General features: G+C 73.7%; 23 protein-coding genes and 2 pseudogenes. 16 read left to right on the plus strand and 9 right to left on the minus strand.

Annotated features, from left to right (window positions below; all coding sequences use genetic code 11):
- Positions 1 to 308: 308 nt before the first annotated feature.
- A complete protein-coding gene (locus A8713_RS06885; RefSeq protein WP_064532208.1) occupies positions 309 to 1406 on the minus strand; it encodes an amidohydrolase family protein in 1098 nt (365 codons plus the stop codon).
- A 149-nt stretch (positions 1407 to 1555) separates the two neighbouring features.
- Here A8713_RS06885 and A8713_RS06890 point away from each other — a divergent pair, with 149 nt between their 5' ends.
- The 5 genes from A8713_RS06890 to thpD all read left to right on the plus strand — a co-directional run bounded on the left by A8713_RS06890 (position 1556) and on the right by thpD (position 6336).
- Positions 1556 to 2665: a pyridoxal-phosphate-dependent aminotransferase family protein gene (locus tag A8713_RS06890; RefSeq protein WP_064532210.1), complete on the plus strand. Its 1110-nt coding sequence runs from the start codon at positions 1556 to 1558 to the stop codon at positions 2663 to 2665.
- Positions 2666 to 3042: 377 nt separating this feature from the next.
- Positions 3043 to 3582 carry a diaminobutyrate acetyltransferase gene (gene ectA, locus A8713_RS06895; RefSeq protein WP_064532212.1) on the plus strand — a complete coding sequence of 180 codons (540 nt, stop codon included), beginning with the start codon at positions 3043 to 3045 and terminating at the stop codon, positions 3580 to 3582.
- A 122-nt stretch (positions 3583 to 3704) separates the two neighbouring features.
- Positions 3705 to 4976, plus strand: coding sequence for a diaminobutyrate--2-oxoglutarate transaminase (gene ectB, locus A8713_RS06900; protein WP_064532214.1), 1272 nt, complete (start codon positions 3705 to 3707; stop codon positions 4974 to 4976).
- A 54-nt stretch (positions 4977 to 5030) separates the two neighbouring features.
- The gene (locus A8713_RS06905) at positions 5031 to 5435 is read left to right on the plus strand and encodes an ectoine synthase (RefSeq protein WP_064532216.1); all 405 of its coding nucleotides are present in this window, start codon (positions 5031 to 5033) and stop codon (positions 5433 to 5435) included.
- A 7-nt stretch (positions 5436 to 5442) separates the two neighbouring features.
- Positions 5443 to 6336 carry an ectoine hydroxylase gene (gene thpD, locus A8713_RS06910; RefSeq protein ID WP_064532218.1) on the plus strand — a complete coding sequence of 298 codons (894 nt, stop codon included), beginning with the start codon at positions 5443 to 5445 and terminating at the stop codon, positions 6334 to 6336.
- Positions 6337 to 6418: 82 nt separating this feature from the next.
- Here thpD and A8713_RS06915 read toward each other — a convergent pair.
- From A8713_RS06915 to A8713_RS06930, 4 genes and pseudogenes are all read right to left on the minus strand, one after another.
- A pseudogene (locus A8713_RS06915) lies at positions 6419 to 7467 on the minus strand (aminotransferase class V-fold PLP-dependent enzyme).
- Positions 7468 to 7569: 102 nt separating this feature from the next.
- On the minus strand, positions 7570 to 8292 hold the full coding sequence (locus A8713_RS06920) for a DsbA family oxidoreductase (RefSeq protein ID WP_064532220.1): 723 nt from the start codon (positions 8290 to 8292) through the stop codon (positions 7570 to 7572).
- A 343-nt stretch (positions 8293 to 8635) separates the two neighbouring features.
- Positions 8636 to 9256, minus strand: a complete 621-nt coding sequence (locus A8713_RS06925) for a DUF1349 domain-containing protein (RefSeq protein ID WP_064532222.1) — start codon at positions 9254 to 9256, stop codon at positions 8636 to 8638.
- A gap of 59 nt (positions 9257 to 9315) precedes the next feature.
- Entirely contained in the window at positions 9316 to 10845 is a 1530-nt protein-coding gene (locus A8713_RS06930) for an aldehyde dehydrogenase family protein (protein ID WP_064537292.1), read from the minus strand.
- 159 nt (positions 10846 to 11004) lie between these two features.
- Between A8713_RS06930 and A8713_RS06935 the strand changes: the two genes are divergently transcribed.
- From A8713_RS06935 to A8713_RS06955, 5 genes and pseudogenes are all read left to right on the plus strand, one after another.
- Complete coding sequence (locus A8713_RS06935; protein WP_064532224.1) at positions 11005 to 11778, plus strand: IclR family transcriptional regulator; 774 nt, start codon at positions 11005 to 11007, stop codon at positions 11776 to 11778.
- 3 nt (positions 11779 to 11781) lie between these two features.
- Positions 11782 to 12252: a GNAT family N-acetyltransferase gene (locus tag A8713_RS06940; protein WP_064532226.1), complete on the plus strand. Its 471-nt coding sequence runs from the start codon at positions 11782 to 11784 to the stop codon at positions 12250 to 12252.
- Between the two features lie 294 nt (positions 12253 to 12546).
- Positions 12547 to 13806, plus strand: a pseudogene (locus A8713_RS06945) (sensor histidine kinase); the annotation flags it as partial.
- A gap of 227 nt (positions 13807 to 14033) precedes the next feature.
- Entirely contained in the window at positions 14034 to 14702 is a 669-nt protein-coding gene (locus tag A8713_RS06950) for a response regulator transcription factor (RefSeq protein ID WP_064532228.1), read from the plus strand.
- A 72-nt stretch (positions 14703 to 14774) separates the two neighbouring features.
- Positions 14775 to 16223, plus strand: a complete 1449-nt coding sequence (locus A8713_RS06955; protein ID WP_064537294.1) for a peptidoglycan D,D-transpeptidase FtsI family protein — start codon at positions 14775 to 14777, stop codon at positions 16221 to 16223.
- 49 nt (positions 16224 to 16272) lie between these two features.
- Here the strand turns inward: A8713_RS06955 and A8713_RS06960 are convergent, their stop codons facing one another.
- The 4 genes from A8713_RS06960 to A8713_RS06975 all read right to left on the minus strand — a co-directional run bounded on the left by A8713_RS06960 (position 16273) and on the right by A8713_RS06975 (position 20011).
- Complete coding sequence (locus A8713_RS06960) at positions 16273 to 17076, minus strand: HAD family acid phosphatase (protein ID WP_064532230.1); 804 nt, start codon at positions 17074 to 17076, stop codon at positions 16273 to 16275.
- Positions 17077 to 17213: 137 nt separating this feature from the next.
- Positions 17214 to 17813, minus strand: a complete 600-nt coding sequence (locus A8713_RS06965) for a TIGR03086 family metal-binding protein (RefSeq protein ID WP_064532232.1) — start codon at positions 17811 to 17813, stop codon at positions 17214 to 17216.
- Positions 17814 to 17909: 96 nt separating this feature from the next.
- A complete protein-coding gene (locus A8713_RS06970) occupies positions 17910 to 19073 on the minus strand; it encodes a hypothetical protein (protein WP_064532234.1) in 1164 nt (387 codons plus the stop codon).
- Complete coding sequence (locus A8713_RS06975; protein ID WP_064532236.1) at positions 19070 to 20011, minus strand: 5-dehydro-4-deoxyglucarate dehydratase; 942 nt, start codon at positions 20009 to 20011, stop codon at positions 19070 to 19072. The genes A8713_RS06970 and A8713_RS06975 overlap by 4 nt, the downstream gene beginning before the upstream one ends.
- Before the next feature lie 273 nt (positions 20012 to 20284).
- Here A8713_RS06975 and A8713_RS06980 point away from each other — a divergent pair, with 273 nt between their 5' ends.
- The 6 genes from A8713_RS06980 to A8713_RS07005 all read left to right on the plus strand — a co-directional run bounded on the left by A8713_RS06980 (position 20285) and on the right by A8713_RS07005 (position 26400).
- Positions 20285 to 21094: an NAD-dependent epimerase/dehydratase family protein gene (locus tag A8713_RS06980; protein WP_064532238.1), complete on the plus strand. Its 810-nt coding sequence runs from the start codon at positions 20285 to 20287 to the stop codon at positions 21092 to 21094.
- A 289-nt stretch (positions 21095 to 21383) separates the two neighbouring features.
- The gene (locus A8713_RS06985) at positions 21384 to 22154 is read left to right on the plus strand and encodes a DeoR/GlpR family DNA-binding transcription regulator (protein ID WP_018567652.1); all 771 of its coding nucleotides are present in this window, start codon (positions 21384 to 21386) and stop codon (positions 22152 to 22154) included.
- Positions 22155 to 22284: 130 nt separating this feature from the next.
- A complete protein-coding gene (locus A8713_RS06990; protein WP_064532241.1) occupies positions 22285 to 23658 on the plus strand; it encodes an ABC transporter substrate-binding protein in 1374 nt (457 codons plus the stop codon).
- Entirely contained in the window at positions 23655 to 24593 is a 939-nt protein-coding gene (locus tag A8713_RS06995) for a carbohydrate ABC transporter permease (RefSeq protein WP_064532243.1), read from the plus strand. Before A8713_RS06990 ends, A8713_RS06995 begins: the two co-directional genes overlap by 4 nt.
- The gene (locus A8713_RS07000) at positions 24590 to 25414 is read left to right on the plus strand and encodes a carbohydrate ABC transporter permease (protein WP_018567649.1); all 825 of its coding nucleotides are present in this window, start codon (positions 24590 to 24592) and stop codon (positions 25412 to 25414) included. Before A8713_RS06995 ends, A8713_RS07000 begins: the two co-directional genes overlap by 4 nt.
- Complete coding sequence (locus A8713_RS07005) at positions 25411 to 26400, plus strand: zinc-dependent alcohol dehydrogenase family protein (RefSeq protein WP_064532245.1); 990 nt, start codon at positions 25411 to 25413, stop codon at positions 26398 to 26400. Before A8713_RS07000 ends, A8713_RS07005 begins: the two co-directional genes overlap by 4 nt.
- The last annotated feature ends 14 nt before the right edge of the window (positions 26401 to 26414 follow it).

The following is a 26414-nucleotide window of genomic DNA, read 5'->3' on the forward strand; positions in this document are numbered from 1 at the left end:
GAATTACGCACCGAGAGTGAACGGGCGGCGATCCCGCGTGACTTCACTCCTTCGTGGGGTTTCCGGCCCTGTTTTCGATTTGTCCGGTACGAATGTTCGCTCGCGTCACCCTCATGTCCCCCGCACACACCGGACACGCGTACCGACTGCGCGCACCCGGCGCGCGTGAAGGCGTGCACAACGACCGGCCGGGGCGGCAGTCACCCGCCCGTCAACCGCGCGACAACCGCCGCCCGCCGCCCGGCCGGTGCTCCCGGCCGGCGCTCCCGGCCGGCGCTCCCGGCCGGCGCTCCCGGCCGGAACCCGCCCTAGCCGACGACCCGCCCGTTCAGCACCACCCGCCGCGGCGCCGCCAGCACCCGTACGTCCGCCCGCGGATCCGTCTCGTACACGACGAGGTCGGCCGGAGCGCCCTCCTCCAGGCCGGGCCTGCCGAGCCAGGACCGGGCGCCCCAGGCCGTCGCCGACAGGGCCTCGACCGGCGGGATGCCCGCCTTGACCAGCTCCGCGACCTCGGCCGCGACCAGGCCGTGCGGCAGCGAGCCGCCCGCGTCGGTGCCGACGTACACCGGGATCCCGGCGTCGCGGGCGGCGCGGACGGTGTCGTAGCGGCGCTCGTGGAGCCGGCGCATATGGGCCGACCAGCGCGGGAACCTGCCCTCGCCGCCCGCCGCGAGCGAGGGGAAGGTGGCGATGTTGACGAGGGTGGGCACGATGGCGACCCCGCGCTCGGCGAACAGCGGGATCAGGTCCTCGGTGAGGCCCGTGGCGTGCTCGACGCAGTCGATGCCGGACTCGACCAGGTCGCGCAGGGAGTCCTCGGCGAAGCAGTGCGCGGTCACCCGGGCGCCCAGCTCGTGCGCCCGCGCGATCGCCGCCCCGGCCGCCTCGCGGGGCCAGCAGGCGGACAGGTCGCCGAGGTCGCGGTCGATCCAGTCGCCGACCAGCTTGACCCAGCCGTCGCCGCGCCGGGCCTCCCGGTCGACGTACGCGACCAGGTCCTCGGGCTCGATCTCGTGGGCGTAGTTGCGGATGTAGCGGCGGGTGCGGGCGATGTGCCGGCCCGCGCGGATGATCTTCGGCAGGTCCTCGCGGTCGTCGGTCCAGCGGGTGTCGGCGGGCGAACCGGCGTCCCGCAGCAGCAGCGCCCCGGCCTCCCGGTCGGTGAGCGCCTGCTTCTCGGCCACCTCGTCGGGGACCGCGCCGTGCGCGTCAAGGCCGACGTGGCAGTGCGCGTCGACCAGGCCGGGCAGCGCCCAGCCCTCGACGGTGCGCGCCTCCCCGGCGCCGGGCGGGCGGGTGTAGGTGATCCGGCCGCCCACCACCCACAGTTCGTCACGGACCTGGTCGTCGCCGGGGCCGACGAGGACCCGCCCCTTCACATGCAGCACCGCGCCATCGCTCATGCCCCGCACCCTAGTGACCCACTCCCCGGTGGGCCGGGGCCGCCCCGGACCCACCCGGCCCGGCAGGGGGCGGGCGGCGGGCGTCCCGGGCCGGGCCGCCGGATACTCTCGACTCCGTCGTACCTCGTGACCGAGAAGAGAGCACCGCCGTGACCCATCCCTTCCTGGACCTCGCCCCGCTGAGCGCCGCCCGCTTCGCCTCCATCGAGGACCGGGTGGCACGGCTGCTCGCCACCGAGCAGGACGTCGTGATCACCCAGGGCGAGGCGCTGCTGCCGCTGGAGGGCGCGATCCGCGCGGCGGCGGGGCCCGGCACGGTGGCGCTGAACGTGATCACCGGTCCCTACGGCCAGACGTTCGGCGACTGGCTGCGGGACTGCGGCGCGACGGTGCACGACCTGTCGGTGCCGTACCACACGGCGGTGACCGCCGCGCAGGTCCGCGCGGCCTTCGCCGAGCACCCGGAGATCGACTTCGTGTCGCTGGTGCACGCGGAGGCGGCGACCGGCAACACCAATCCGGTCGCGGAGATCGGCGAGGCGGTACGGGAGCAGGGCGCCCTGTTCTACCTGGACGCGGTGGCCTCCATCGGCGCGGAGCCGGTGCTGCCGGACGCGTGGGGCGTGGACCTGTGCGTGATCGGGGCGCAGAAGGCGATGGGCGGTCCCGCCGGGGTGTCGGCGGTGTCGGTCAGCGAGCGCGCCTGGGCCCGGATGGCGGCCAATCCGCACGCGCCCCGCCGCTCCTACCTGTCCCTGCTGGACTGGAAGGAGCGCTGGATCGACGGCGGGCGCCGCACGCTGCTGCACGCCCCCGCGCAGCTGGAGATGCTGGCCCTGGAGGCGTGCGTCGAACGCATCGAGGAGACCGGCCTGGACGCGGTGACGGCCCGCCACCGGTCCGCCGCCGCGGCGACCCGGGCCGGGGCGAGCGCGCTGGGCGGCGGCCTCGAACCGTACGTCCGCAAGGCGTCCGAGGCGGCCCCGGTCGCCACGACCCTGCGCGCGCCCGCCGATGTCGCGGCGTCCGCCCTGGTGGCCCGCGCCCTGGCGGCGGACCCGGCGCTCCCGCTGGCGGCGGGCGGCGGTCCGCTGGCCAAGGAGATGATCCGGGTCAACCACTACGGCCCGGACGCCACCCCCGGGACCGTCGACGCCTGTCTGACGGCCCTCGCCGCCGCCCTGGCCGCCGAACGCGGCACCGCGGACGGTCTCGACCCGGAGGCCGCCCGCCGGGCCGCCGCAGGGGCCTGGGGCTAGCCGCGGCACCTGTGGGATCGACAGCTTCGGTCTCGACAGCTTCGGTATCGGTGAGAGCCGTGAAAGCACAGTAATTCCAGGAATTGAATTCGGGGCAGCTTCCCGTTCTCTTCTGCCCCGTTTCCTCATCCCTAAACACCACGTTTTCACGAACGTTCGAAGACGTAATTCCGGGGCCCCGGCAAGGCGGCCCCGGGAGTTACGCCATTGTGATGCACTCCACAGACGCGCCCCTTTTGCCCCGTAATTAACGGGCAAACCCCCGCAAGTTGCGGCCGGACGCGCGGACGCGCGCTCGCGCGATAACACACGTGGCGTTGCCACGTAAGAGTGCCGGGCGATGCATTTTCCAATTCAGCTCGGTAAGTTCAATTCGCATGACTGCCGCACAAGCAGACCTGCGAACCGACTCCACGGAAAAGACAGATCCCGTATCCATCGAGCGCCCCGTCGTCGCCGACGGCGCCGCGCTCTGGAGGCTCGCCAAGGACTCCGGGACGCTGGACGTGAACTCCTCGTACAGCTACCTGCTGTGGTGCCGCGACTTCGCCGCCACCTCCGCCGTGGCGCGTGGCGCCGACGGCGAGCCGGTCGGTTTCATCACCGGGTACGTGCGGCCCGACCGCCCCGGCACCCTCCTCGTGTGGCAGGTCGCCGTCGACGCCGGCCACCGCGGACGCGGACTCGCCGCCCGGCTGCTGGACGCGCTCGCCGCGCGCGTCGCCGCCGAGAGCGGGCTCACCGCCCTGGAGACCACGATCGCTCCGGGCAACACCGCCTCCGAGCGGCTCTTCGCCTCCTTCGCCGCCCGGCACGGCGCCCGTATCGAGCGCGAGGTGCTGTTCCGCACCGCCGAGTTCCCGGACGGACCGCACGACCCCGAGGTCCTGCACCGGATAGGCCCGCTGAACCACTGACCCCCGGCCCACGGACCCACCGGGGACCCGCGCGGCGCACCGGACCACCGCGCCCGCAGGCCCCGCCCGAACCGCCGACCCGACCGGTCTTCCACTCCCCACCCCCCGAGGAGCGATTCGTCGTGACCATCACCCAGCCCGACCTGAGCGTCTTCGAGACCCTGGAGTCCGAGGTGCGCAGCTACTGCCGCGGCTGGCCCACCGTCTTCGACCACGCGCGCGGCAGCCGGATGTACGACGAGGACGGCCACGAGTACCTCGACTTCTTCGCCGGTGCCGGCTCCCTCAACTACGGCCACAACAACCCCGTGCTGAAACGGGCGTTGATCGACTACCTCGAACGCGACGGCGTCACCCACGGACTGGACATGTCCACCGCCGCCAAGCGCCGCTTCCTGGAGACCTTCCAGAACCTGGTGCTGCGCCCCCGCGACCTGCCGTACAAGGTGATGTTCCCGGGCCCGACCGGCACCAACGCCGTGGAGTCCGCGCTGAAGCTGGCGCGCAAGGTGAAGGGACGCGAGGCCATCGTGTCGTTCACCAACGCCTTCCACGGCATGTCGCTCGGCTCGCTCGCCGTGACCGGCAACGCCTTCAAGCGGGCCGGGGCCGGCGTCCCGCTGGTGCACGGCACGCCGATGCCGTTCGACAACTACTTCGACGGCACGGTCCCCGACTTCCTGTGGTTCGAGCGGCTCCTGGAGGACCAGGGCTCCGGTCTGAACAAGCCGGCCGCCGTGATCGTGGAGACCGTGCAGGGCGAGGGCGGCATCAACGTCGCCCGGCCCGAGTGGCTGCGCGCGCTCAAGGAGCTGTGCGAACGCCAGGACATGCTGCTGATCGTCGACGACATCCAGATGGGCTGCGGGCGCACCGGCGCCTTCTTCTCCTTCGAGGAGTCCGGGATCGTCCCCGACATCGTCACGGTGTCCAAGTCCATCAGCGGCTACGGCCTGCCGATGTCGCTGTGCCTGTTCCGGCCCGAGCTGGACGTGTGGGAGCCGGGCGAGCACAACGGCACCTTCCGCGGCAACAACCCGGCCTTCGTCACCGCGACCGCCGCCCTTGAGGCGTACTGGGCGGACGGGGCGGCGATGGAGAAGCAGACCCGCGCCCGCGGTGAGCGCGTCGAGCAGTGGCTCGTCTCGATCGCCGAGGAGAACGCCGCCGACATCAAGGAGTACCGGGGCCGCGGCCTGGTGTGGGGCCTGGAGTTCCACGACAAGGGCCGCGCCGAGCGGGTGGCGCGGCGCGCCTTCGCCCTCGGCCTGCTCATCGAGACCTCGGGTCCCGAGAGCGAGGTCGTCAAGCTGCTGCCGGCCCTGACCACCACCCCCGAGGAACTGGACGAGGGCATGAGCACCCTCGCCCGCGCGGTCCGCGAGACCGCCTGACCCGGGTCGTCCCCCGACCCATCGCGAACACTCTGCAAGGAGGCACGTACCACCGTGATCGTCCGATCGTTCAAGGAGATCGAAGGCACCGACCGGCACGTGAAGGCGGCGTCCGGCACCTGGGAGAGCAAGCGCATCGTCCTGGCCAAGGAGAAGGTCGGCTTCTCCGTCCACGAGACGATCCTGTACGCGGGCACGGAGACGTCGATGTGGTACGCCAACCACATCGAGGCCGTGGTCTGCGTCGAGGGCGAGGCCGAACTGACCGACCGCGAGACCGGGAAGACGTACACGATCACGCCCGGCACCATGTACCTCCTGAACGGCCACGAGCGGCACACGCTCAAGGTCAAGGAGGACTTCCGCTGCATCTGCGTGTTCAACCCGCCGGTCACCGGGCGGGAGGACCACGACGAGAACGGCGTCTACCCCCTGCTCACCGAGCCCGAGGAGGTGTGAGGAACCCATGACCACCGCCACCGTGCAGGACCTCTACCCGACCCGCGGCGCCACCGAGGTGTCCGTCCCGCGCCAGGACCCGGTCGTCTGGGGCGCCCCGGACACGCCCGGCCCGATCACGTCCGCCGGCCTCCAGTCGTTCGAGCGCGACGGCTTCCTCGCCGTCGAGGAGCTGATCGGCCCCGACGAGGTCGCCGTCTACCGGCGCGAGCTGGACCGGCTGGTGGCCGATCCGGCGGTCCGGGCCGACGAGCGCTCCATCGTGGAGCCGAAGTCCCAGGAGATCCGCTCCGTCTTCGAGGTGCACCGGATCAGCGAGGTGTTCGCCCGGCTGGTGCGCGACGAGCGGGTGGTCGGCCGGGCGCGGCAGATCCTCGGCTCGGACGTGTACGTCCACCAGTCGCGGATCAACGTCAAGCCGGGGTTCGGCGCCAGCGGCTTCTACTGGCACTCGGACTTCGAGACCTGGCACGCCGAGGACGGGCTGCCGAACATGCGGACGGTGTCCGTCTCGATCGCGCTGACCGAGAACCTCGACACCAACGGCGGCCTCATGATCATGCCGGGGTCGCACCGGACGTTCCTCGGCTGCGCGGGCGCCACGCCCGAGGACAACTACAAGAAGTCGCTCCAGATGCAGGACGCGGGCACCCCGTCCGACGAGGCGCTGACCGCGCTGGCCGACGCGCACGGCATCAAGCTGTTCACCGGTAAGGCGGGCTCGGCCACCTGGTTCGACTGCAACTGCATGCACGGCTCCGGCGACAACATCACGCCGTATCCGCGCAGCAACGTCTTCATCGTGTTCAACAGCGTGGAGAACGCGGCGGTGGAGCCGTTCGCGGCGCCGGTGCGCAGGCCGGCCTTCATCGGGGCGCGGGACTTCACGCCCGTGCGCTGACACCGAGCCGGGAAGGGGCCTCCTCGTGTGGGACGGGAGGCCCCTTCCCGTGTCCGCGCTTCCCCGGGGACGCGTCCGGCGGTCAGCCCGCCAGGACGTCCAGCAGCCGGTCCACGTCCGCCTCGGTGTTGTAGAGGTGGAAGGCGGCCCGCAGCCGGCCCGCGCGGGCGGACACTTCCACCCCGGCGGCGCTCAACTCGCCCTGCCGGTCGCCGAGTCCGGGCACGGAGACGATCGGTGAGCCCGGCGCCGGGACCGGTTCGTGGCCCAGGGAGCGCAGCCCGGCGCGGAAGCGGTCGGCGAGGGCCAGGTCGTGGGCGCGTACGGCGGACACGCCCAGTTCCTCGACGAGTTCCAGGGAGCGGCGGCCGCCCGCGTAGGAGAAGAGCGCGGGGCTCTCGTCGAACCGGCGGGCGGAGTGGGCGAGTTCGGCGATCGGGCCGTAGCAGCTGTCCCAGGGATGCTCCCCGCCACCCAGCCGGCGAACAGCGGGCGCAGGTCACCGAGGTCCTCCGGGACGACCAGGAAGGTCACGCCCCGCGGGCACATCAGCCACTTGAAGGCGACGGCGGCCACGTAGTCGTGGGCGTCCGCGTCGAGGTCCAGCCAGCCCGCGGCCTGGGAGGCGTCGATGTAGGTGCGGGCGCCGTGGGCGCGGGCCGCCGCGCGGACGGCGGGCAGATCGGCGATCCGGCCGTCGGCGGACTGCGCGGCGCTGACCGCGACCAGCGCGGTGCCGGGCCGTACGGCCTCGGCGACCCCCTCCAGCGGAACGGTGCGCACCTTCAGGTCGCCGCGCAGGTGGAAGGGGTTCACCACGGAGCTGAAGTCGCCCTCGGCGGTGACGACCTCCGCGCCCTCGGGCAGGGAGGCGGCGACGACCCCGCTGTAGACGGCGACCGAGGCACCGGCGGCCACCCGGTGCGCCGGCACCCGCACCAGCCGGGCGAAGCTCGCGCGGGCCGCCTCCACGTCGGCGAACATGTCGGTGGGCCGGCCGTCGGCCGCCGCCTCGACGGCGACGCGCAGCGCCTCCACCGTGCGGGCCGGCAGCAGCCCGCAGCTCGCGGTGTTCAGATAGGTGTTCTTCGGGGCGAACTCGGCTCGGACGCGGCTCTCGAAGGTCTCCATGGGACCACTGTGCGGCCGGTCCGGGTCGGAGTCCATCGCGTCGTTCTGCGCGGTTCCCCGAAGGAACGCTTATGTGAGCGCCGGGAAGGTCCGCGCCGGGGCTCAGGCCCCCGGCACCGCGCAGCCGTCCGGGCCGCAGGCCGCCGCGTCGGCGGAGCCGTCCTGGACCAGGGTCAGCGGCGCGCGGTCGCCCCACGCCTGGGTGAGGGCCTGGGTGAACACCTCGGCGGGCTGGGCGCCCGAGACCCCGTAGGCGCGGTCGAGGACGAAGAAGGGCACCCCGGAGGCGCCGAGCTGCGCGGCCTCCTGCTCGTCGGCGCGCACGTCGTCGGCGTAGGCGTCCGGGTCGGCGAGCACCGCGCGCACGGCCCCGGCGTCCAGGCCCGCCGCCACGGCCAGGTCGACCAGCCGCTCGTCGCCCTCGGCGAACACGGAGCGCTCCTCGGCGAAGTTGGCCCGGTACAGCGCGTCCAGCAGCGCGTCCTGCCTGCCGTGCTCCTTGGCGAGGTGCAGCAGGCGGTGCATGTCGAAGGTGTTGCCGTGGTCGCGGTCCCGGGTGCGGTAGTCGAGTCCTTCGGCGGCGGCCTGGGCGCCGAGGTTGTCCTCGCCCGCCTCTGCCTGCGCCTGGCTCATCCCGTACTTCCTGGTGAGCATGGTGAGCACGGGCTCGACGTCGCCCTTGGCGCGGTGCGGGTCCAGTTCGAAGGAGCGGTGCACCACCTCGACCTGGTCGCGGTGCGGGAAGGCGGCCAGCGCCTTCTCGAAGCGGGCCTTGCCCACGTAGCACCAGGGACAGGCGATGTCCGTCCAGATCTCGACACGCATGCTCTCGGCTCTTCTCCGGTCGTACGGGTGCGGAGGGACTCTCCGCGCGCATGTGTGAACGTTCAAGCAGCCGGGTTCATTCCCCGGCCGCCGCCACCCCGCGCGCCAGTAGGCGGAGCGGGCCCGGACGGGCAGCTCGGCGATGGCCCCGGCCCCGGCCTCGGCCCCGGCGGGCAGCGCGGGGCGGATCACCAGGGCGTCGTACGCGTGTTCGCCGGTCATACGGCGCAGGGCGCCCCGGCGACCGGGACCGGATCACCGGGCGGGAGGGCCCGGCTCACCGGGCAGGCCGGTTCCCCGGGCAGGAGGGACCGGTCCCCCGGGCCGGGCGGACCGGCCCGCCTCAGCTGCCGTCCCGCGGGTCCGTGAGCCCGTACGGCCGGAACTCGATGCCGTCCCAGGTCACCGTGCAGCCCTCGCCCGTCGGCGACTGCGCCAGGAAGCCGACCAGGGTCTCCTCCGGCCGCTCGGCTCCGGCCAGGCTGAAGACGCGGACGAAGGTCCAGCGCGCGCCGTCGCGGGAGGCGTGGAAGGCGTACGCGCGGCCGGTGCGGCTGATCCGCAGCCACAGCGCGTCGCCGTCCACGGTGAAGGAGTTGGCGTCGTCGGAGTGGCCGCGGGTGACCACCGTGCACACGGTCGGCACGTCCGGGGACAGCTCCAGGCACAGCTTGGCCCAGGTCCGCTCGCCCGCGTGCAGATAGAGCACACCCGCGTCGAAGGCCGCGCCGAAGCCGACCGTGACGTGGGCGATCAGCTGGAAGTCGCCCTCCGGGGGCGCGCCGAGCAGCCGGGGCGCGTCGGAGACGGACTCCAGGGACTCCCCGGCGGGCGGCACGAAACGGTCCTGCCGGGGACCGGCCCGGCCGGTGAGGGTCCCGTCCGCGTACGCCCACCGGCCGTCGGGCCCGTACGGGCGCAGCGCGAAGGGGAGTCCGGGCAGTGCGAGAGGTTCGGCGTCCATCACCGCAGTCTCGCAGCCCGGCTCCGCCCGGCCGCCACGGGGCCCGCGGCGGCCGGCCCTCAGCGCTCCAGGCGCCCGTCGCAGCGGCGCGGCAGGCCGAGCGGGTTGTCGTCGCGCAGTTCCGGGGGCAGCAGGGCCTCGGGGGTGTTCTGGTACGCGACCGGGCGCATCCAGCGTTCCACGGCGGTGGAGCCGACCGAGGTGGAGGTGGAGGTGGTCGCCGGGTAGGGGCCGCCGTGGTGCTGGGCCGGGGCCACCGCCACGCCGGTGGGCCAGGCGTCGACCAGGACGCGTCCGGCGAGCGGGGTCAGCTCGGCGAGGATCCCGGCGCCGCGGCCCCGCCCGGCCGCCTCGTCGGCGGAGAGGTGGACGGTGGCGGTGAGGTTGCCCGGGAGCCGGGACAGCACGGCCGTCGCCTCGTCCGCGCCGCTGTAGCGGGCCACCACGGTGACCGGCCCGAAGCACTCCTCCAGCAGCAGGTCGTGGGCGCCCCCGCCGGTCAGTTCCGCGGCCGGGACGGTGAGGAATCCCGCGCGCACCGTGTGCTCGCCGGCCGCGCCCGGGGCGAGGGGCGCCTCGACGCCGGGCAGCGCGGCGCGCTCGGCGACCCCGGCGACGAAGGTGTCGCGCATGCGGTGGTCGAGCAGGACACCGGGCGCGGTGGCGCCGACGCCGTCCGCCAGGGCCTTGACCAGGCGGTCGCCGGCCGCGCCCGCCGGGACGAGCACCAGGCCGGGCTTGACGCAGAACTGCCCGGCGCCCAGGGTCATCGAACCGGCGAGTCCGGTACCCACGGCCTCCGCCCGCTCCTCGGCGGCCGCCTCGGTGACCAGGACCGGGTTGAGGGAGCCCAGCTCGCCGTGGAAGGGGATCGGCGCCGGGCGGGCCGCGGCGGCGTCGAACAGCGCCCGGCCGCCGCGTACGGAGCCGGTGAAGCCCGCGGCGGCGACCAGCGGGTGCCGGATCAGGTCCAGGCCCGCCTCGAAGCCGTGGACCAGGCCGAGCACGCCCGCCGGTACGCCGTGCTCGGCGGCCGCGCCGCGGAGCACCTCGGCGACCTGCTCGGACAGCGCCGGGTGGTCCGGGTGTGCCTTGACGACGACCGGGCAGCCGGCGCCGAGCGCGCTCGCGGTGTCGCCGCCGGCGACGGAGAAGGCGAAGGGGAAGTTGGAGGCGGCGTAGACGGCGACCACACCGAGCGGCACCTTGTAGCGGCGCAGGTCGGGAACGGGCGGCGTGGCCGTGTCGTCCGGATGGTCGATGATCACGTCGAGGAAGGCGCCCTCGTCGGCGATGTCCGCGAAGAAGCGCAACTGGTGGCAGGTGCGGGCGAGTTCCCCGGTGAGCCGGGCCGGGCCGAGCGCGGACTCGGCGTCGGCGGTCGCCACCAGCCGGTCCCGGGCCGTCTCCAGGCGGTCGGCCGCGGTGCGCAGGAAGGCCGCCCGGACGGCCCGGTCGGCGAGCGCGCCGCGCGCGTCGCGGGCGGCGCGCACGGCGGCGTCCACGTCCTGGGCTGTGGCCTCGGCCGCAACCCGCTCGCGCTGCTTCCCGGTTCGGGGATCGACACTCCAGACTGGTGCTGCTGCCACCGCGGGTCCCTCCACCTGCCTGCCGCTCGCGCCGCAGGACGTAGGTCGTCCGTCGCTCATCCGTGGGTCATCCGCCAGAGTCGTTCGATATACTGAACGCTGTCTCTGATGATGAATGACCAGGAGACTATTTCCCGCCGAACGAAGGGGTCAAGGGCGATGCCGGCAGGCGACACAGGCAGCGGATCACAGGTCAAGTCCGCCGTGCGGACCGTGGAACTGCTGGAGTACTTCGCCGGCCGGCCCGGCATGCACTCCCTGGCCTCGGTCCAGGAGGCCGTCGGCTACCCCAAGTCCAGTCTGTACATGCTGCTGCGCACCCTGGTCGAGCTGGGCTGGGTGGAGACCGACGCGACCGGCACGCGGTACGGCATCGGGGTGCGCGCCCTGCTGGTCGGCACCTCCTACATCGACGGCGACGAGGTGGTCGCGGCGGCCCGCCCCACCCTGGACCGGCTCTCCGACGACACCACCGAGACCATCCACCTCGCCCGGCTGGACGGCACCAACGTCGTGTACCTGGCCACCCGCCAGTCGCAGCACTACCTGCGGCCGTTCACCCGTGTCGGCCGCCGGCTGCCCGCCCACTCCACCTCGCTCGGCAAGGCGCTGCTGAGCACGTACTCGGACGAGCAGGTGCGCAAGATGCTCCCCGAGACGCTGCCCGCGCTGACCGAGCACACCCTCACCGACCGCGAGAAGCTCATCGAGGAGCTGCACCAGATCCGCGAGCAGGGCTTCGCCGTGGACCGCGAGGAGAACACGCTGGGCCTGCGCTGCTTCGGCGTGGCCATCCCGTACCGCACCCCGGCCCGGGACGCGGTCAGCTGCTCGATCCCGGTGGCGCGCCTGACGCCCGCGCACGAGCAGCTGGTGAAGGACGCCCTCTTCGACGCCCGTGACCGCCTGACGCTCGCCACCCGGAGGCTCTGAACCATGCACGTCGTCCTGCGCGAGGTCCACGACAGCGACCTGCCGGTGTTCTTCCGGCAGCTCAACGACCCCGAGGCGCTGCGGATGGCCGCCTTCACCCCGAAGGACCCGGCCGACGCGGACGCCTTCGCCGCCCACTGGGCGAGGCTGCGCGCCTCCCCCGACGTACAGCGCACGATCCTGGCCGACGGGGACGTGGTCGGCAGCGCCGCGGTGTACGGCGAGCCCGGTGAGCGCGAGGTCACCTACTGGGTGGACCGCGCCCACTGGGGCCGCGGCGTGGCGACCGCCGCCCTGCGCGCCCTGCTGGCCGAGGTCCCCGAACGCCCCCTGTACGCACGGGCCGCGGCGGACAACACCGCCTCCCGCCGGGTCCTGGAGAAGTGCGGCTTCCGCCTGACGGCCACCGCCCGCGGCTACGCGCAGGCGCGCGGCGAGGAGATCGACGAGGTCGTCCTGACCCTGCGCGGCTGACCCCGCGCGGCCGCGCTCCCGGTCCGGGAGGAGAGTCCTCTCCGCCGCGCGGCGGAGGCGGATCGTCACCGGGCAGGACGCGCCGGGGCCGCGGGCACGGAAGCCTGGCCGCATGAGAACGCCGCCCCTCCCCGGGCGTCCGGGCGGACCGGGCCGCGCGGCGGAACCCGCCGGCCGGCCCGCGCGGCCGGCGCGGCCCGCCTACGCTGACCGGATGACCGTCGGCTCTGTGCCCCGTACCCAGGGCGCCCGCCTCCCCGGCCCGCGCCCGGCAGCGGCGCGCGGGCGGCGGGCATGAGGGGGCTCCTGCGGCCGCTGCTCGGGCGCCGGGCGCGCCGCCGCTGGATCCATCTGGTCCTGGGCGGCGCCCTCGCCATGCCCTATGTGCTGGTCGGCGCGGTCGTCGTCGGACCGGTCAGTGGCTCCTCCGACGTGCTGACCTCCTTCCCGCTGCAACTCGCCTCGTTCGGCGTCGGGTTGCCGCTGGCTGCGGTGACGTCGCTGTTCCCGCCGACCCGGCCGATGTCGGTGGCGGCGGTGCGCGCGCTGTGCGGAGCGGAGGCCGGGCCGCTGGCCGGGGGACCCGCGCGGACCCGGGCCGCGCGGGGGCGTACGGCCCTGTGGTTCACCCTGCATCTGGCGCTCGGCGGCATCGTCTCCGGGATGTCCCTCGCGGTGCCGCCGTTCGGGGCGGTGCTGCTCGTGCTGCCGCTGGTGCCGGGGCTGCGCGACACCCCGGTCCCCGTGCTCGGTTCCTTCGACCGCCCCTGGGGGCCGGTGCTCGCGCCGGTCACGGGGGCGCTGACGCTGCTCGCGCCGGCCGCCTGCGCGGCGGGCGCGGGACGGCTGCTGGCCCGCTGGGCACCCCTGCTGCTCGGGCCGGGCCCCGAGGACCGGCTCGCCGCCGCCGAGGCCCGCGCCGCCGACCTCGCGGTCCGCAACCGGCTCGCCCGCGAGCTGCACGACGCGGTGGGCCATGCCCTGAGCGCCGTCACGCTCCAGGCGGGCGCGGCCCGCCGGGTGCTCGACACCGACCCGGAGTTCGCGCGCGAGGCGCTGGCCGCGATCGAGGAGACCACCCGGCGCACGGTCGGCGAACTCGACGCCGTGCTGGGCGTGCTGCGCGGCGGCGACGCCCCGGACACGGCCCCCGCGCCCACGCTCGCCGCCGATCTGGACGGACTGCTGCGCCGCACCCGCGCGGGCGGCCCGCGGGTCACGGCCGAGGTGCCGGCGGATCCCCGCGCGCTGCCGCCCGCCGTCTCCCGCGAGGCGTACCGCATCGTCCAGGAGGGCCTGAGCAACGCGCTGCGGCACGCGGGCGGGGAGGCCGCGGTGCGGGTCAGGGTGGTGACGGCGGGCGGCCGGGTGGAGATCACCGTGGAGAACCCGTTCGTACCGGCGGACGGGCGCACCGGCGCCGCCCGGCCCGGTGGCGGGCACGGGCTGCGCGGGGTCGCGGACCGGGCCCGGCTGCTGGGCGGCTCCGCGCACGCGGGCCCGGCCGGCGGGGTGTGGCGGCTGTCCGTACGCCTCCCGCTGGACGGACCCGCCGCCCGGCCGCCGTCGGAGGAGCCGCCCGCACAACTCCCGCCCGACGAACCGCCGGTACGGCCCCCGCCCGACGCCCCACCCCTACCGCTGCCGCCTGACGGACCGCCGGTACGCCCCACGCCGGACAACCCGCCCACACGACACCCACCCGACGAACCGCCCGCACGGCCCCCGCCCGACGCCCCACCCCTACCGCTGCCGCTGCCGCTGCCGCTGGAAGGACCCGTATGACCGCCGCACCGCCCGGCTCCCCGCCCCTGCGCATCGTGGTCGCCGACGACGAGCGCATGGTGCGCACCGCGCTGCGCGCCATCCTCGGCGCCGAACCGGATCTGGCGGTCGTCGGTGAGGCCGCCACCGGGGCCGAGGCGGTGTCCGTGGTGCTGGCGGAGCGGCCGGACGTGGTGCTGATGGACGTCCGGATGCCCGAGCTCGACGGCATCCGGGCCACCGAGCGGATCCTGGCGGCCCTGCCCGAACCGCCCCGCATCGTCGTCGTCACCACCTTCGAGAACGACTCCCACGTGTACGCGGCCCTGCGCGCCGGGGCCTCCGGCTTCCTGCTCAAGCGGGCCGACGCGGACACGCTGGTGCGGGCGGTGCGGCTGGTCGCGCACAGCGACACCCTGCTGTTCCCGGCGGCGGTGCGGGCGCTGGCCGTCGAGCACGCGCGGGGAGCTCCCGCGCCCTGGGTGGCCCGGCTGACCGGCCGCGAGGGCGAGGTGCTGCGGCTGATGGCGGCGGGCCTGACCAACGCGGAGATCGCCCGGCGGATGGGCGTCGGCCCCGCCACCGTGAAGTCGCATGTGGCGGCCGTCCTCGCCAAGACCGGCGCCCGGGACCGCACCCAGGCCGTCATCGCCGCGTTCGAGGCCGGTTTCATGAGCGTCCGATGAGAAAAGGGCCGGACCGGAACGATTCGTCCCCTCCCGTTCGTCGTCCTGACCGGGATGAACGCGATGAACGGGATGAACAAGACGATCAGGCGGGCGTCCGTCTTCACACTGCTGCTGGTGTTCGCGCTGCTGGTCAGGGCGACCTGGGTGCAGTTCTACGACGGCAGGGCGCTCGCGGACGACAAGGACAACCGGCGCGGGGCGATCGCGACGTACGCGCAGCCGCTGGGGAACATCGTCGTGGGCGGCAGAGCCGTCACCGGCTCCGCGCGGACCACGAGCGGTGACCTCGCCTACCGGCGGACCTACGAGGACGGCAAGCTGTACGCGGCGGTCACGGGCTACAGCTCGCAGGTCTACGGCACGACCCAGCTGGAGGGCGTCTACAAGGATCTGCTGAACGGCTCCGACAGCCGGCTGCGCGACCCGCTGGACACCCTCACCGGCAAGCGGGCCGCGCCCGGGGACGTGGTTACGACGATCGACCCCGAGGTGCAGCAGGCCGGTTACCGGGCGCTCGGCGGCAAGAAGGGCGCGGCCGTGGCGATCGACCCGGCCACCGGGCGGATCCTGGCGGTGGTCTCCACACCGTCGTACGACCCGTCCGTGCTCAGCACGGGCGACAGCGCCGCCTGGAAGAAGCTGACCGAGGATCCGGACAAGCCGATGACGAACCGGGCGCTGCGCCAGCCGCTGCCGCCGGGCTCGACGTTCAAGCTGGTCGTCGCGGCGGCGGCGCTGGAGGACGGGCGCTACGCCTCGGTGGACACCCCCACCGACAGCCCCGACCCGTACCGGCTGCCGGGCACCACCCGGGACCTGGCCAACGAGAATCCGTCCGCGCCCTGCGAGAACGCCACGATCCGCACCGCGCTGCGCTACTCGTGCAACAACGTCTTCGCCAAGCTGGCCGTCGACCTCGGGCAGGACAAGGTGCGGGCGATGGCCGACCGGTTCGGCTTCGACGACAGCGCGCAGGACGTGCCCGTACGGGCCTACCCGAGTGTGTACCCGTCCGGGATGGACAAGGCGCAGACCGCGCTGAGCGGCATCGGGCAGTTCGATGTGACGGCCACACCGCTTCAGATGGCCATGGTGTCGGCAGCTATAGCCAACGGCGGCACTCTCGTCTCACCGCACATGGTGTCGCGCACTACGGACGGCAACGGCGATGTGGTGCGGGACTATGACGACCATCCGGACAGCAAGCGGATCGTCAGCGCCGCCACCGCCGCCCAGCTGCAATCGGCCATGCGCACGGTGGTCGAGCAGGGCACCGGCACCAACGCCCGCGTCGACGGGGTCACGGTGGGCGGCAAGACGGGCACCGCGCAGCACGGCGAGAACAACAGCCAGGTGCCGTACGCCTGGTTCACCTCGTTCGGCACCTCGCAGCGCACCGGGCGGCAGATCGCGGTCGCGGTGCTGGTCGAGCAGTCGGACGCGGCCCGCTCCGAGGTCAGCGGCAACGGTCTCGCGGCGCCGGTGGCCCGTGCCATGACCGAGGCCGCGCTGAAGTGAGCCCCGCCCGGGGCGCCGCCGGGCACCCCGGACGGTGGCCCGTCCGTCCCTACGCGACGTAGTACGTCGGGTTGGGCAGCTTGTAGGTGCGGTCCGCGTAGCCGCCCTCCAGGTCGGAGTACTGGTCGCCGAAGTTGGCGACGATGTCGTACCCGAGGCTCTCGATGTGCTTGCGGGTGCCCGCCTTGAACTGCACGGTGGTGCACTTCCAGGCGCCCGGCGCCGCGCAGTCGCGCAGGTAGGCGGGCGGGTTGGCGGCGTCCTTGAGGAACATGTGCCCGGCGTCCAGGTTCACGTCGGCGCCGACCTTCTTCAGGTTCTGCACGGCGGCGGTGCGCTGGGCCTCGCTCAGACCGGAGTTGTAGAAGACGGCCACGCCCTTCTTCGCGGCGTAGCGCACCAGGTCCGGGCTGCCGAAGACCTCCGGCCGGTCGGCCTTGTCGACGTAGGCGGCCCAGGTGGTGCCGTTGTAGCCGTAGTTGTTCTTCTTCTCGTAGTCGAGGCTGAGCAGCAGCGTGTCGTCGATGTCGAAGACGACGGCCGGCTTCTTGCCCCGGTGGCCGTGGTGCTGCGCCGCGCGCGCCGCCTTGTCGATCTGCCGCTTGGCGGCGGCGTCGACGCGCGCCAGGTCCTTGGCGTACTGGCTGTCGGGGGACGCCTGGTACACGCCGTGCGCGTCGAGCGTGGTGCCGTAGTAGGTGTCGATGTCCTTGGTGAGCAGACCGATGTTGTACGGCTCACGGGTGGAGTTGGCGGTGGACTGCCCGGCGGTGGCCGCTCCGGCACCGTAGACGACGGTGGCGGTGAGGGCGCAGGTGGCGGCGATCGCCGCGAGACGCAGTGGCTTATTCATGACAGGTTTCTACGCGCGTCACCCCGGTGAGCGCGAGCACCGTTGCCTGATCGATATCTACCGGTTCCGCGCGAGCGGGCCGCTCGCTGCCGCGCGGACGCCGTCCCCGGGTCCGCGCGGCGGCGGCCGGCGCCGGGTCAGGACCCGGGCCGCCAGCCCGGGTCGCGCCCGCTCAGGCCTACCGTGCGGTCCAGCAGCGGGGCCCGGCCCGGAACGGGCACGACGGGTCCGAAGATGCCGCTGCCCTCCTCCGGGCTGCCGTCGGCCGCCGCGCACAGGAAGCCGAACGCCGCCCGCAGCGCGGCCGGATCCGGCTCGTAGGGGCGGCCGGTGGCGCGCGCCAGGTCCCAGCCGTGGACGACGAGTTCGTCCGCGACGACGGCACCGGCCACCTCGCCGGGCAGGTCGACGCCGCCCGCCCGGGTCATGCCGGTCCAGGCGGCCGGATCGCGCCAGACCTCGGCCAGTTCGCCCAGGACCCGGGGCAGTTCCTCGCGCCAGCCGGGTCCGATGTCGGGCCGGGTGCTGTCCGGGCGGGTGTCGGTCCTCGGGCCCAGCTCCTTGCGGCCCGCGTCGCAGAAGGCGGCGGACAGGCCCAGCAGATGGCCCAGCAGATGGCGGACGGCCAGGTCGGGGCAGGGCGTCGGGGCGGCGAGCTGGTCGTCGCGCACGTCCAGGGCGAGCCGCGCCACGATGCGGGCCTGCGGGCCGAGGTCGAGAAGGGTGCCGGTCGTCATCGTCTGCTCCTGGGATCGCGTGGGGCATCTCTCCTGGAGGCAGACCGCCCGGAGCGCCGGAACTCATCGGTGCCCGGCGGGGCGGCGCCGCCTCTTTCACAGCGCGGCGAGCCCGGCCGCGACCGCCTCCAGGTCGGCGTCCGAGGCCAGTCCCGCGTGGTAGAGGCGCAGCTCGGTGGCGCCGAGGCTGCGGGCGCGTGCGGCGTCCCGGGCCAGCGCGGCGGGACGGCCGCCCAGGCCGGAGACGACGGGGAGGTTGGCGGCCAGGACGGTGCCCGCGCCGGCGTGCCGCGCGAAGGGCGCGAGCAGGTCCGGTCCCTGGGCGCAGGGCACGACCACACCGTCCGCGACGGACAGCACGTGCGCGGGGTCGGTACCGGCGTCGGCGCCGCAGTGGTAGGACACCGGGTCGGCGTGCAGCAGCACCTGGAAGCCCTCGGGGGCGGCCGCGCGGACCGCGGCGACGGCCTCCTCCTGGAGGGTGCGCGCGGTCGTCTCGCGCCACGCGCGCGTGCCGCCCGCCTCCGGGGCGCCGAGCAGCCGCTCCACCGCGGGCCAGCCGCCCCCGGAGGGCGCCCCCCGCCACACCGGCTCCAGCGCGCCGCGCACGGCGTGCGCCAGCGCGTCGGCGTCCAGGCCCCGCGTGCCGTAGCCGGTGCGGCACGCGGGGCAGAAGCACAGGGACATCAGGTACTGCCCGGCGTCGCCGAGCGCGACTCCGGCGGTCTTGTCGTGGGCGTGCAGATGGGCGAACCCGTACCAGCCGAGGGACTCCAGTTCGGTGCCGCGCGCGCCGGGCCGTACGGCGGCCTCGGCGGCCAGGTCCACCAGGTACGCGCGCGTGGCGGGCTGGGCGACACAGGGCGCCCACGGGTAGCGGTCGCCGTAGGCGTTGACGACGGAGGTCTCCGGGTGTTCGGCGCCCAGCCGGGAGTTGTGCGCGAGCACCACCCAGGTGTGCACCTCCAGGCCCGCGGCGGCCAGCGCCCCGGCGGCCTCGCCGAACGCGTCCCCGGGCGCCCAGTCACCGGCCGGGTGGGGGCGCGGGCTCCGTCCCCGCCAGTGGCCGCCGGGCGGGTAGAGGACGGCCGCGTACTCGGCCGTGATCACGCGGTGGCGCGGATGGCGGGGGGTCAGCGCGCGGGTGGAGTGGTAGGCGGCGGCGAGGGTCGCCCCCCGCACGCCGAGGGCGGCGGTGCGCTCCGGGGCCGCCGGGTCGCCGTTGACGTCCCAGGGGTAGAGGAACGCCGACGCCCTCACTCGGCCCCCTCGGTCAGCGCGTGGCCGCGTTCGACGAGCCGGGCCAGCCGCTCGATGTGCTCGGGGGCCGGTTCGTGCAGCGGCGGCCGTACGCCGCCCACGTCGAGTCCGCGCAGCCGCACCCCGGCCTTGACCAGGGAGACGGCGTACCCGGCGCCCTGGGCGCGCAGTTCGACGAAGGGGCGGTAGAAGCCGTCCAGCAGGCGGTGCGCGGTGGTGTCGTCGCCCTCGCGCAGCGCCCGGTGGAAGGCGAGGGCGATCTCGGGGACGAAGCAGAAGACGGCGGAGGAGTAGAGGGTGACGCCGATGCCCCGGTAGGCGAGCTGGGTCTGTTCGGCGGTGGGCAGCCCGTTGAAGCAGAGGAAGTCGTCCAGGCCCTCGGTGCGGAGGGCGCTGACGACGCGCTGCATGAGGTCGAGGTCGCCGAGGCCGTCCTTGAGGCCGATGACGCCGTCCGTGCGGGCGAGCGCGACGGCGGTCCGCGGGGTGAGGACGGCGTTGTCACGCTGGTAGACGATGACGGGCAGGGCGGTCGCCGCGGCCACCTCGCGGTAGTGCCGCAGCAGTCCCTCCTGCCCGGCGACGACGAGGTACGGCGGCATGGCGAGCAGTCCGTCCGCGCCCGCGGCCTCGGCGAGCCGGGCGTACCGCACGGCGAGCGTGGTGCCGTAGCCGGTGCCCGCCACGACCGGGACGCGCCCGCCGGCCGCCTCGACGGCCGCGCGGACGCAGGTCCCGAACTCCTCGGGCGTGAGCGCGTGGAACTCGCCGGTGCCGCAGCAGGCGAAGACGGCGGCGGCCCCGGCCTCGACGCCGCGGCGCACATGGGCGCGGTAGACGTCGAGGTCGGGGGCGCCGTCGGGGCCGTAGGCGGTGACGGGGAAGAACAGCGGCCCGCTGGGGATGCTGAGGCGCTCGGCGAGGGGGGCTGACGTCACGGGCTCTCCCTGGGGCAGGCGGGCAGGGACGGACAAGAGAACAGGCAGACCGTCACTCATGTTTCTGACTGGCGTCCATATGCATGAACGCGTCCACGCTAAGTGGCCTCCCTGTGGCCGGTCAAGCGTCCCCACCCGCGAGCGACCAGGGATCCTGCCCCGGCACGGCACCCTTGACGCCGCCCGCCCGCGCTCCCTAGCGTGATCACGCATGTGAATCAAGTCCATGCATACGGCTGGCTGTCGCGCACGCTCGACGCAAGGAGTCCACGGATGCCCGCTCCCCGCACCGTTCTGCTCACCGGCGCCGCCGGCGGGCTCGGCACCCTGATGCGGGACCTGCTGCCGCGGTACGGCTACACGCTGCGTCTGTTCGACATGCGGCCGGTCGAGGGCGCCCCGGACGCCGTCACCGCTGACCTCGCCGACCGGGCGGCCCTGCGCGAGGCGGTCCGGGGCGTCGACGCGATCATCCACCTGGCGGGCATCTCCCTGGAAGCCCCGTTCGAGAAGATCCTCAGGGCCAACATCGAGGGGACGTACCACCTCTACGAGGCCGCGCGCGAGGAGGGCGTCGGGCGGATCGTCTTCGCCTCCTCCAACCACGCGGTCGGTCACACGCCCGTGCCGCGCGAGGGCGATCCGCTGATCCCGGTCGACACGCCGCGCCGCCCCGACACCTTCTACGGCCTGTCCAAGTCGTTCGGCGAGGACCTCGCCCAGCTCTACTGGGACCGGCACGGCCTGGAGACCGTCTCGGTGCGCATCGGCTCCTGCTTCCCCGAGCCGACCAGTGTGCGCATGCTCTCGATCTGGCTGAGCCCCGCCGACGGCGCCCGCCTCTTCCACGCCGCCCTCACCGCCGAGCACGTGGGCCACACCGTCGTCTACGGCTCCTCCGCCAACACCCGCCTGTGGTGGGACCTGTCGGGCGCGCGGGCGCTCGGCTACGCGCCCCGGGACGACTCGGAGCCGTACGCCGCGAAGCTCGTCGCAGAGCAGGGCGGGCTCGACCCGGACGAGCCGGCCCACGCCCGCCTCGGCGGCCACTTCGTCACCGACCCGCCGATCTGGCCGTACTGACGGCGCCGCGGCCGTCCGCCGCACGGCGCGGAAGCACCCCCGCACACGGCGGGCGGGCACCGAACGGGCCCGCCCGCCGCGCCATGCGGGCATCCGCCGTGCCCGTTCCCACCGGGCGCCGGACAGCCGCCCAGGTCCGCGACGGACACACAGCCCGGCAAACGGGCGCACCCGGGCATCATCGGACCGGCAACAGACCTGGTCAGCACCGCACACCGGCTGTACAACTGTGCCCCGAGGGCCGCACCGGGCCCGAACGGGCAACACGCCAGGAGGGCAGGTACCGGCCATGGGCGCGCGGACGGCGGAGGAACGGCAGCGGGAGATCGTGCGGGCCGCCCGTGCCGACGGCCAGGTCGACGTCACCGCGCTGGCCGGCACGCTCGGCGTCGCCAAGGAGACCATCCGCCGCGACCTGCGCGCCTTGGAGGACCACGGGCTGGTCCGCCGCACCCACGGCGGGGCCTATCCGGTGGAGAGCGCCGGCTTCGAGACGACCCTCGCCGTCCGCGCCACCACCCATGTGCCCGAGAAGCGCCGGATCGCCGCGGCGGCGGCCGAGCTGCTCGGGGACGCCGAGACGGTCTTCGTCGACGAGGGCTTCACCCCGCAGCTGATCGCCGAGGCCCTGCCCGTGGACCGGCCGCTGACCGTGGTGACCGCCTCCCTGCCGGTCGCCGGGGCCCTCGCCGGGGCGGCGAACGTCTCGGTGCTGCTGCTCGGCGGCCGGGTGCGCGCGGGCACGCTGGCCACCGTCGACCACTGGACGACGAAGATGCTCGCCGGATTCGTCGTCGACCTCGCCTACATCGGCGCCAACGGCATCTCGCGCGAACACGGCCTGACCACGCCCGACCCGGCGGTCAGCGAGGTCAAGTCGCAGGCGATGCGGGCCGCGCGGCGCACCGTGCTCGCCGGGGTGCACACCAAGTTCGGCGCGGTCAGCTTCTGCCGGTTCGCCGAGGTCGGCGCGCTGGAGGCGATCGTGACCAGCACCCTGCTCCCGGCCGCCGAGGCGCACCGCTACGCCCTGCTGGGCCCGCAGGTCATCCGGGTCTGATCCACCCCGCCCGTACGGCGGCCCCCGCCGCGCGGACCGGCACACCCCGCGCCACCCCTTATGTCCGGCTACCTCCCTTTATCTCCCACTCCCATGACCCCTCTCCATCCCCAATGTTCAGGAGCGATCCATGCGAACCCAGAGCCGACGGCGGCCACCGCGAGCGACACTCGCCCTGGCCGCCGCAGGGACGCTGCTCGCCCCGCTGCTCTCCGGCTGCTGGGTCGGGGCGGGCGGGGCCGGTTCGGGCGGCGACTCCATCAATGTGCTGATGGTCAACAACCCGCAGATGACGGAGTTGCAGAAGCTCACCGCCGCGCACTTCACCAAGGAGACCGGCATCAAGGTGAACTTCACCGTGCTGCCGGAGAACGACGTCCGCGACAAGATCAGCCAGGACTTCGCCAACCAGGCCGGCCAGTACGACGTGGCCACCCTGTCCAACTACGAGATCCCGATCTACGCCCGCAACGGCTGGCTGCACCCGGTGGACTCCTACGTCGCCCGGGACCCGGGCTTCGACCAGCAGGACGTGCTGGCCCCGATGCGCCAGTCCCTCACCGCCGACGACGGCAAGCTCTACGGCGAGCCCTTCTACGGCGAGTCGTCCTTCCTCATGTACCGCAAGGACGTCTTCGCGGCCAAGGGCCTGACCATGCCCGCCCACCCCACCTGGCAGCAGGTCGCCGACCTGGCCGCGAAGGCGGACGGCGCCCGGCCCGGCATGAAGGGCGTCTGCCTGCGCGGACTGCCCGGCTGGGGCGAGCTGATGGCGCCGCTCACCACGGTCGTCAACACCTTCGGCGGCACCTGGTTCGACAAGGACTGGAAGGCGCACCTGGACTCCCCCGAGTTCACCAGGGCGACGAAGTTCTATGTCGACCTGGTACGGCAGCACGGCGAGTCCGGCGCCGCCCAGTCCGGCTTCGCCGAATGCCTGAACAACATGACCCAGGGCAAGGTCGCCATGTGGTACGACGCCACCAGCGCGGCCGGCCTGCTGGAGGCCAAGGGCTCCCCCGTCAAGGGCAAGGTCGGCTACGCCCCCGCGCCGGTGGAGAAGACCGCGTCCTCCGGCTGGCTCTACACCTGGGCCTGGGGCATCCAGAAGGCGTCCCGCAACCCGGACAAGGCGTGGAAGTTCGTCTCCTGGGCCTCCGGCAAGGGGTACGAGCGGCTGGTCGGCGAGACGAGCGGCTGGTCGAACGTCCCGGCGGGCAAGCGCGCCTCCACGTACGGGATCCCCGCCTACCGGGCGGAGGCCGCCGCCTTCCAGGAGCGGACCAAGGACGCGATCGCGAACGCCCGCCCCAACGACCCGGGCGTCCAGCCCCGGCCCGCCCCCGGCATCCAGTTCGTCGACATCCCCGAGTTCACCGACCTCGGCACCAAGGTCTCCCAGGAGATCAGCGCGGCCGTCGCCGGACGCCAGTCGGTCGAGTCCGCCCTCGCGAAGGCCCAGCGGCTCGCCGAGAAGATCTCCAAGGAGTACGAGGGACGATGACCGCCACGACCACGGCCCCCGTGGCCGCCACCCAGCCGCTCACGGGCCGCCGGACCTCACCCCGGCTGCGCGCCTGGGCCACCCGCGCCCCGCTGCTGCCCGCCCTCGTCTTCATGATCGCCGTGACCCAGCTGCCGTTCGTGGCCACGCTGGTGATCTCCTTCTTCGACTGGAACGCCCTCTATCCCAAGGCCCGCCGCTTCACCGGGCTCGACAACTACCAGCAGGTGCTCACCGACGCGGACCTGCGCCACTCGGTGTGGACGACCGTGCTGCTGACCGTGGCGGTGGTGCTGGCCAGCCTGGTCCTCGGCCTCGCCCTCGCCCTGCTCCTGGACCGCCGCTTCCCCGGCCGGGGCGCCGTGCGCACCCTGCTGATCGCGCCGTTCCTCGTGGTGCCGGTAGCCGCCGCCCTGCTGTGGAAGCACGTCCTCTACAACCCGGAGTACGGCCTGCTCAACGGCCTGCTGCACTATGTGGGCGGCCCGCAGCCGGACTGGATCTCGAACACCCCGCTGCTCGCGGTCGAGGCCTCGCTGGTGTGGCAGTGGACGCCGTTCATGATGCTGATCCTGCTGGCCGGACTCCAGAGCCGCGACCAGCAGCAGATCGAGGCCGCCCGGGTCGACGGGGCCGGCGACTGGCAGATCTTCGTCCATCTGACCCTGCCGCATCTGCGCCGCTACCTCGAACTCGGCGCGCTGCTCGGCTCGATCTACATCGTGCAGAACTTCGACGCGGTGTTCACCCTCACCTCCGGGGGCCTGGGCACCGCCAACCTGCCCTACACCGTCTACCAGAGCTTCTACCAGGCCCACGAGAACGGACTGGCCTCCGCCGCCGGTGTCCTGGTCGTCATCGGCTCGATCCTCATCGCGACCTTCGCCCTGCGCGTGGTCTCGTCCCTGTTCCGCGAGGAGGTGTCCCGCGCATGAACGCCCTCAAGCGCAACGGTCTCGGCCTCGTGGCCTGGCTCGCCGGGATCGTGTTCTTCCTGCCCATCGCCTGGATGGCGCTGACGTCCTTCCACTCCGAGTCGGACGCGGCGACCAACCCGCCGTCCTTCGCCGCCTCCCTGACCCTGGACGGCTACCGCGAGTTCTTCGGCAGCGGCGGCGGGGCCAGCCCCTGGCCCGCGCTGGCCAACTCGGCGGTCGCCTCGGTGGCCTCGACGCTGCTCGTCCTCGTCCTGTCCCTGCCGGCGGCGTACGCGCTGTCGATCCGGCCGGTGCGCAAGTGGACGGACGTGCTGTTCTTCTTCCTGTCCACCAAGATGCTCCCGGCGGTGGCGGGTCTGCTGCCGATCTACCTGTTCGCCAAGAACACCGGGATGCTGGACAACATCTGGCTGCTGGTCATCCTCTACACCTCGATGAACCTGCCGATCGCGGTGTGGATGATGCAGTCCTTCCTCGCCGAGGTGCCGGTCGCCGTCATCGAGGCGGCCCGGGTCGACGGGGCCCGGCTGCCCACGATCCTGGCCCGGGTGGTGGCCCCCATCGCCGTCCCCGGGATCGCGGCCACCGCGCTGATCTGCTTCATCTTCAGCTGGAACGAGCTGCTCTTCGCCCGGGTCCTGACCGGCGTGGTCGCCGAGACCGCCCCCGTCTTCCTGACCGGCTTCATCACCAGCCAGGGCCTGTTCCTCGCGAAGGTGTGCGCCGCGTCGCTCGTCATCTCCCTGCCGGTGCTCGCCGCGGGGTTCGCCGCCCAGGACAAACTGGTCCAGGGCCTGTCGTTGGGAGCCGTGAAATGAAGGCCGCCGTCATCGAGTCCGTGGGCCGCGCCGTCGTCACCGAGGTCCCCGACCCGACGCCAGGGCCGCGCGAGGTCGTCGTGGAGGTCGCCGCATGCGGGCTGTGCGGCACCGACCTGCACATCCTCCAGGGCGAGTTCGCGCCCAAGCTGCCGATCGTGCCGGGCCACGAGTTCGCCGGCCGGGTGGTCGCCGTGGGCACCGGTGTCACCGAGGTCGCCGAGGGCGACCGGGTGGCGGTGGACCCGTCGCTGTACTGCTACGAGTGCCGCCGGTGCCGTACCGGGCACAACAACCTGTGCGAGCGCTGGGCCGCCATCGGCGTCACCACCGCGGGCGGCGCCGCCCGCTACGCCCTGGCGCCGGTCGCGAACTGCGTGAAGCTGCCCGACCATGTGCGCACCGAGGACGCCGCGCTGATCGAGCCGCTGTCCTGCGCGGTGCGCGGCTACGACGTCCTCCAGTCCCGGCTGGGCGCCCATGTGCTGATCTACGGCTCCGGGACGATGGGCCTGATGATGCTGGAGCTGGCCAAGCGCACCGGCGCGGCGAGCGTCGACATGGTCGACCTGAACCCGGCCCGCCTGGAGACGGCACGCGGCCTCGGCGTCTCGGCGTCCGCCGCGAACGCGGACGAGCTGGACCGCCCCGAGGGCTGGGACCTGGTCATCGACGCCACCGGCAACGCGGCGGCCATCCAGGACGGCCTCGACCGGGTCGCCAAGGCGGGCACGTTCCTCCAGTTCGGCGTGGCCGACTACGCCACCCGCGTACAGATCGACCCGTACCGCATCTACAACCAGGAGATCACCATCACGGGCTCCATGGCGGTCCTGCACAGCTACGAGCGCGCGGCGGAACTGTTCGCGGGGGGCGTCCTGGACCCGGACGTCTTCATCAGCGACCGCCTGCCGCTGGACAGCTACCCGCAGGCGCTGGAGCAGTTCGCTGCGGGCGTCGGCCGCAAGATCGTGGTCGTGCCCTGACCTGAGCCCGGGGG

It is taken from the genome of Streptomyces sp. SAT1 (genome assembly GCF_001654495.1).
GTDB classification, from domain to species: Bacteria; Actinomycetota; Actinomycetes; order Streptomycetales; family Streptomycetaceae; genus Streptomyces; species Streptomyces andamanensis.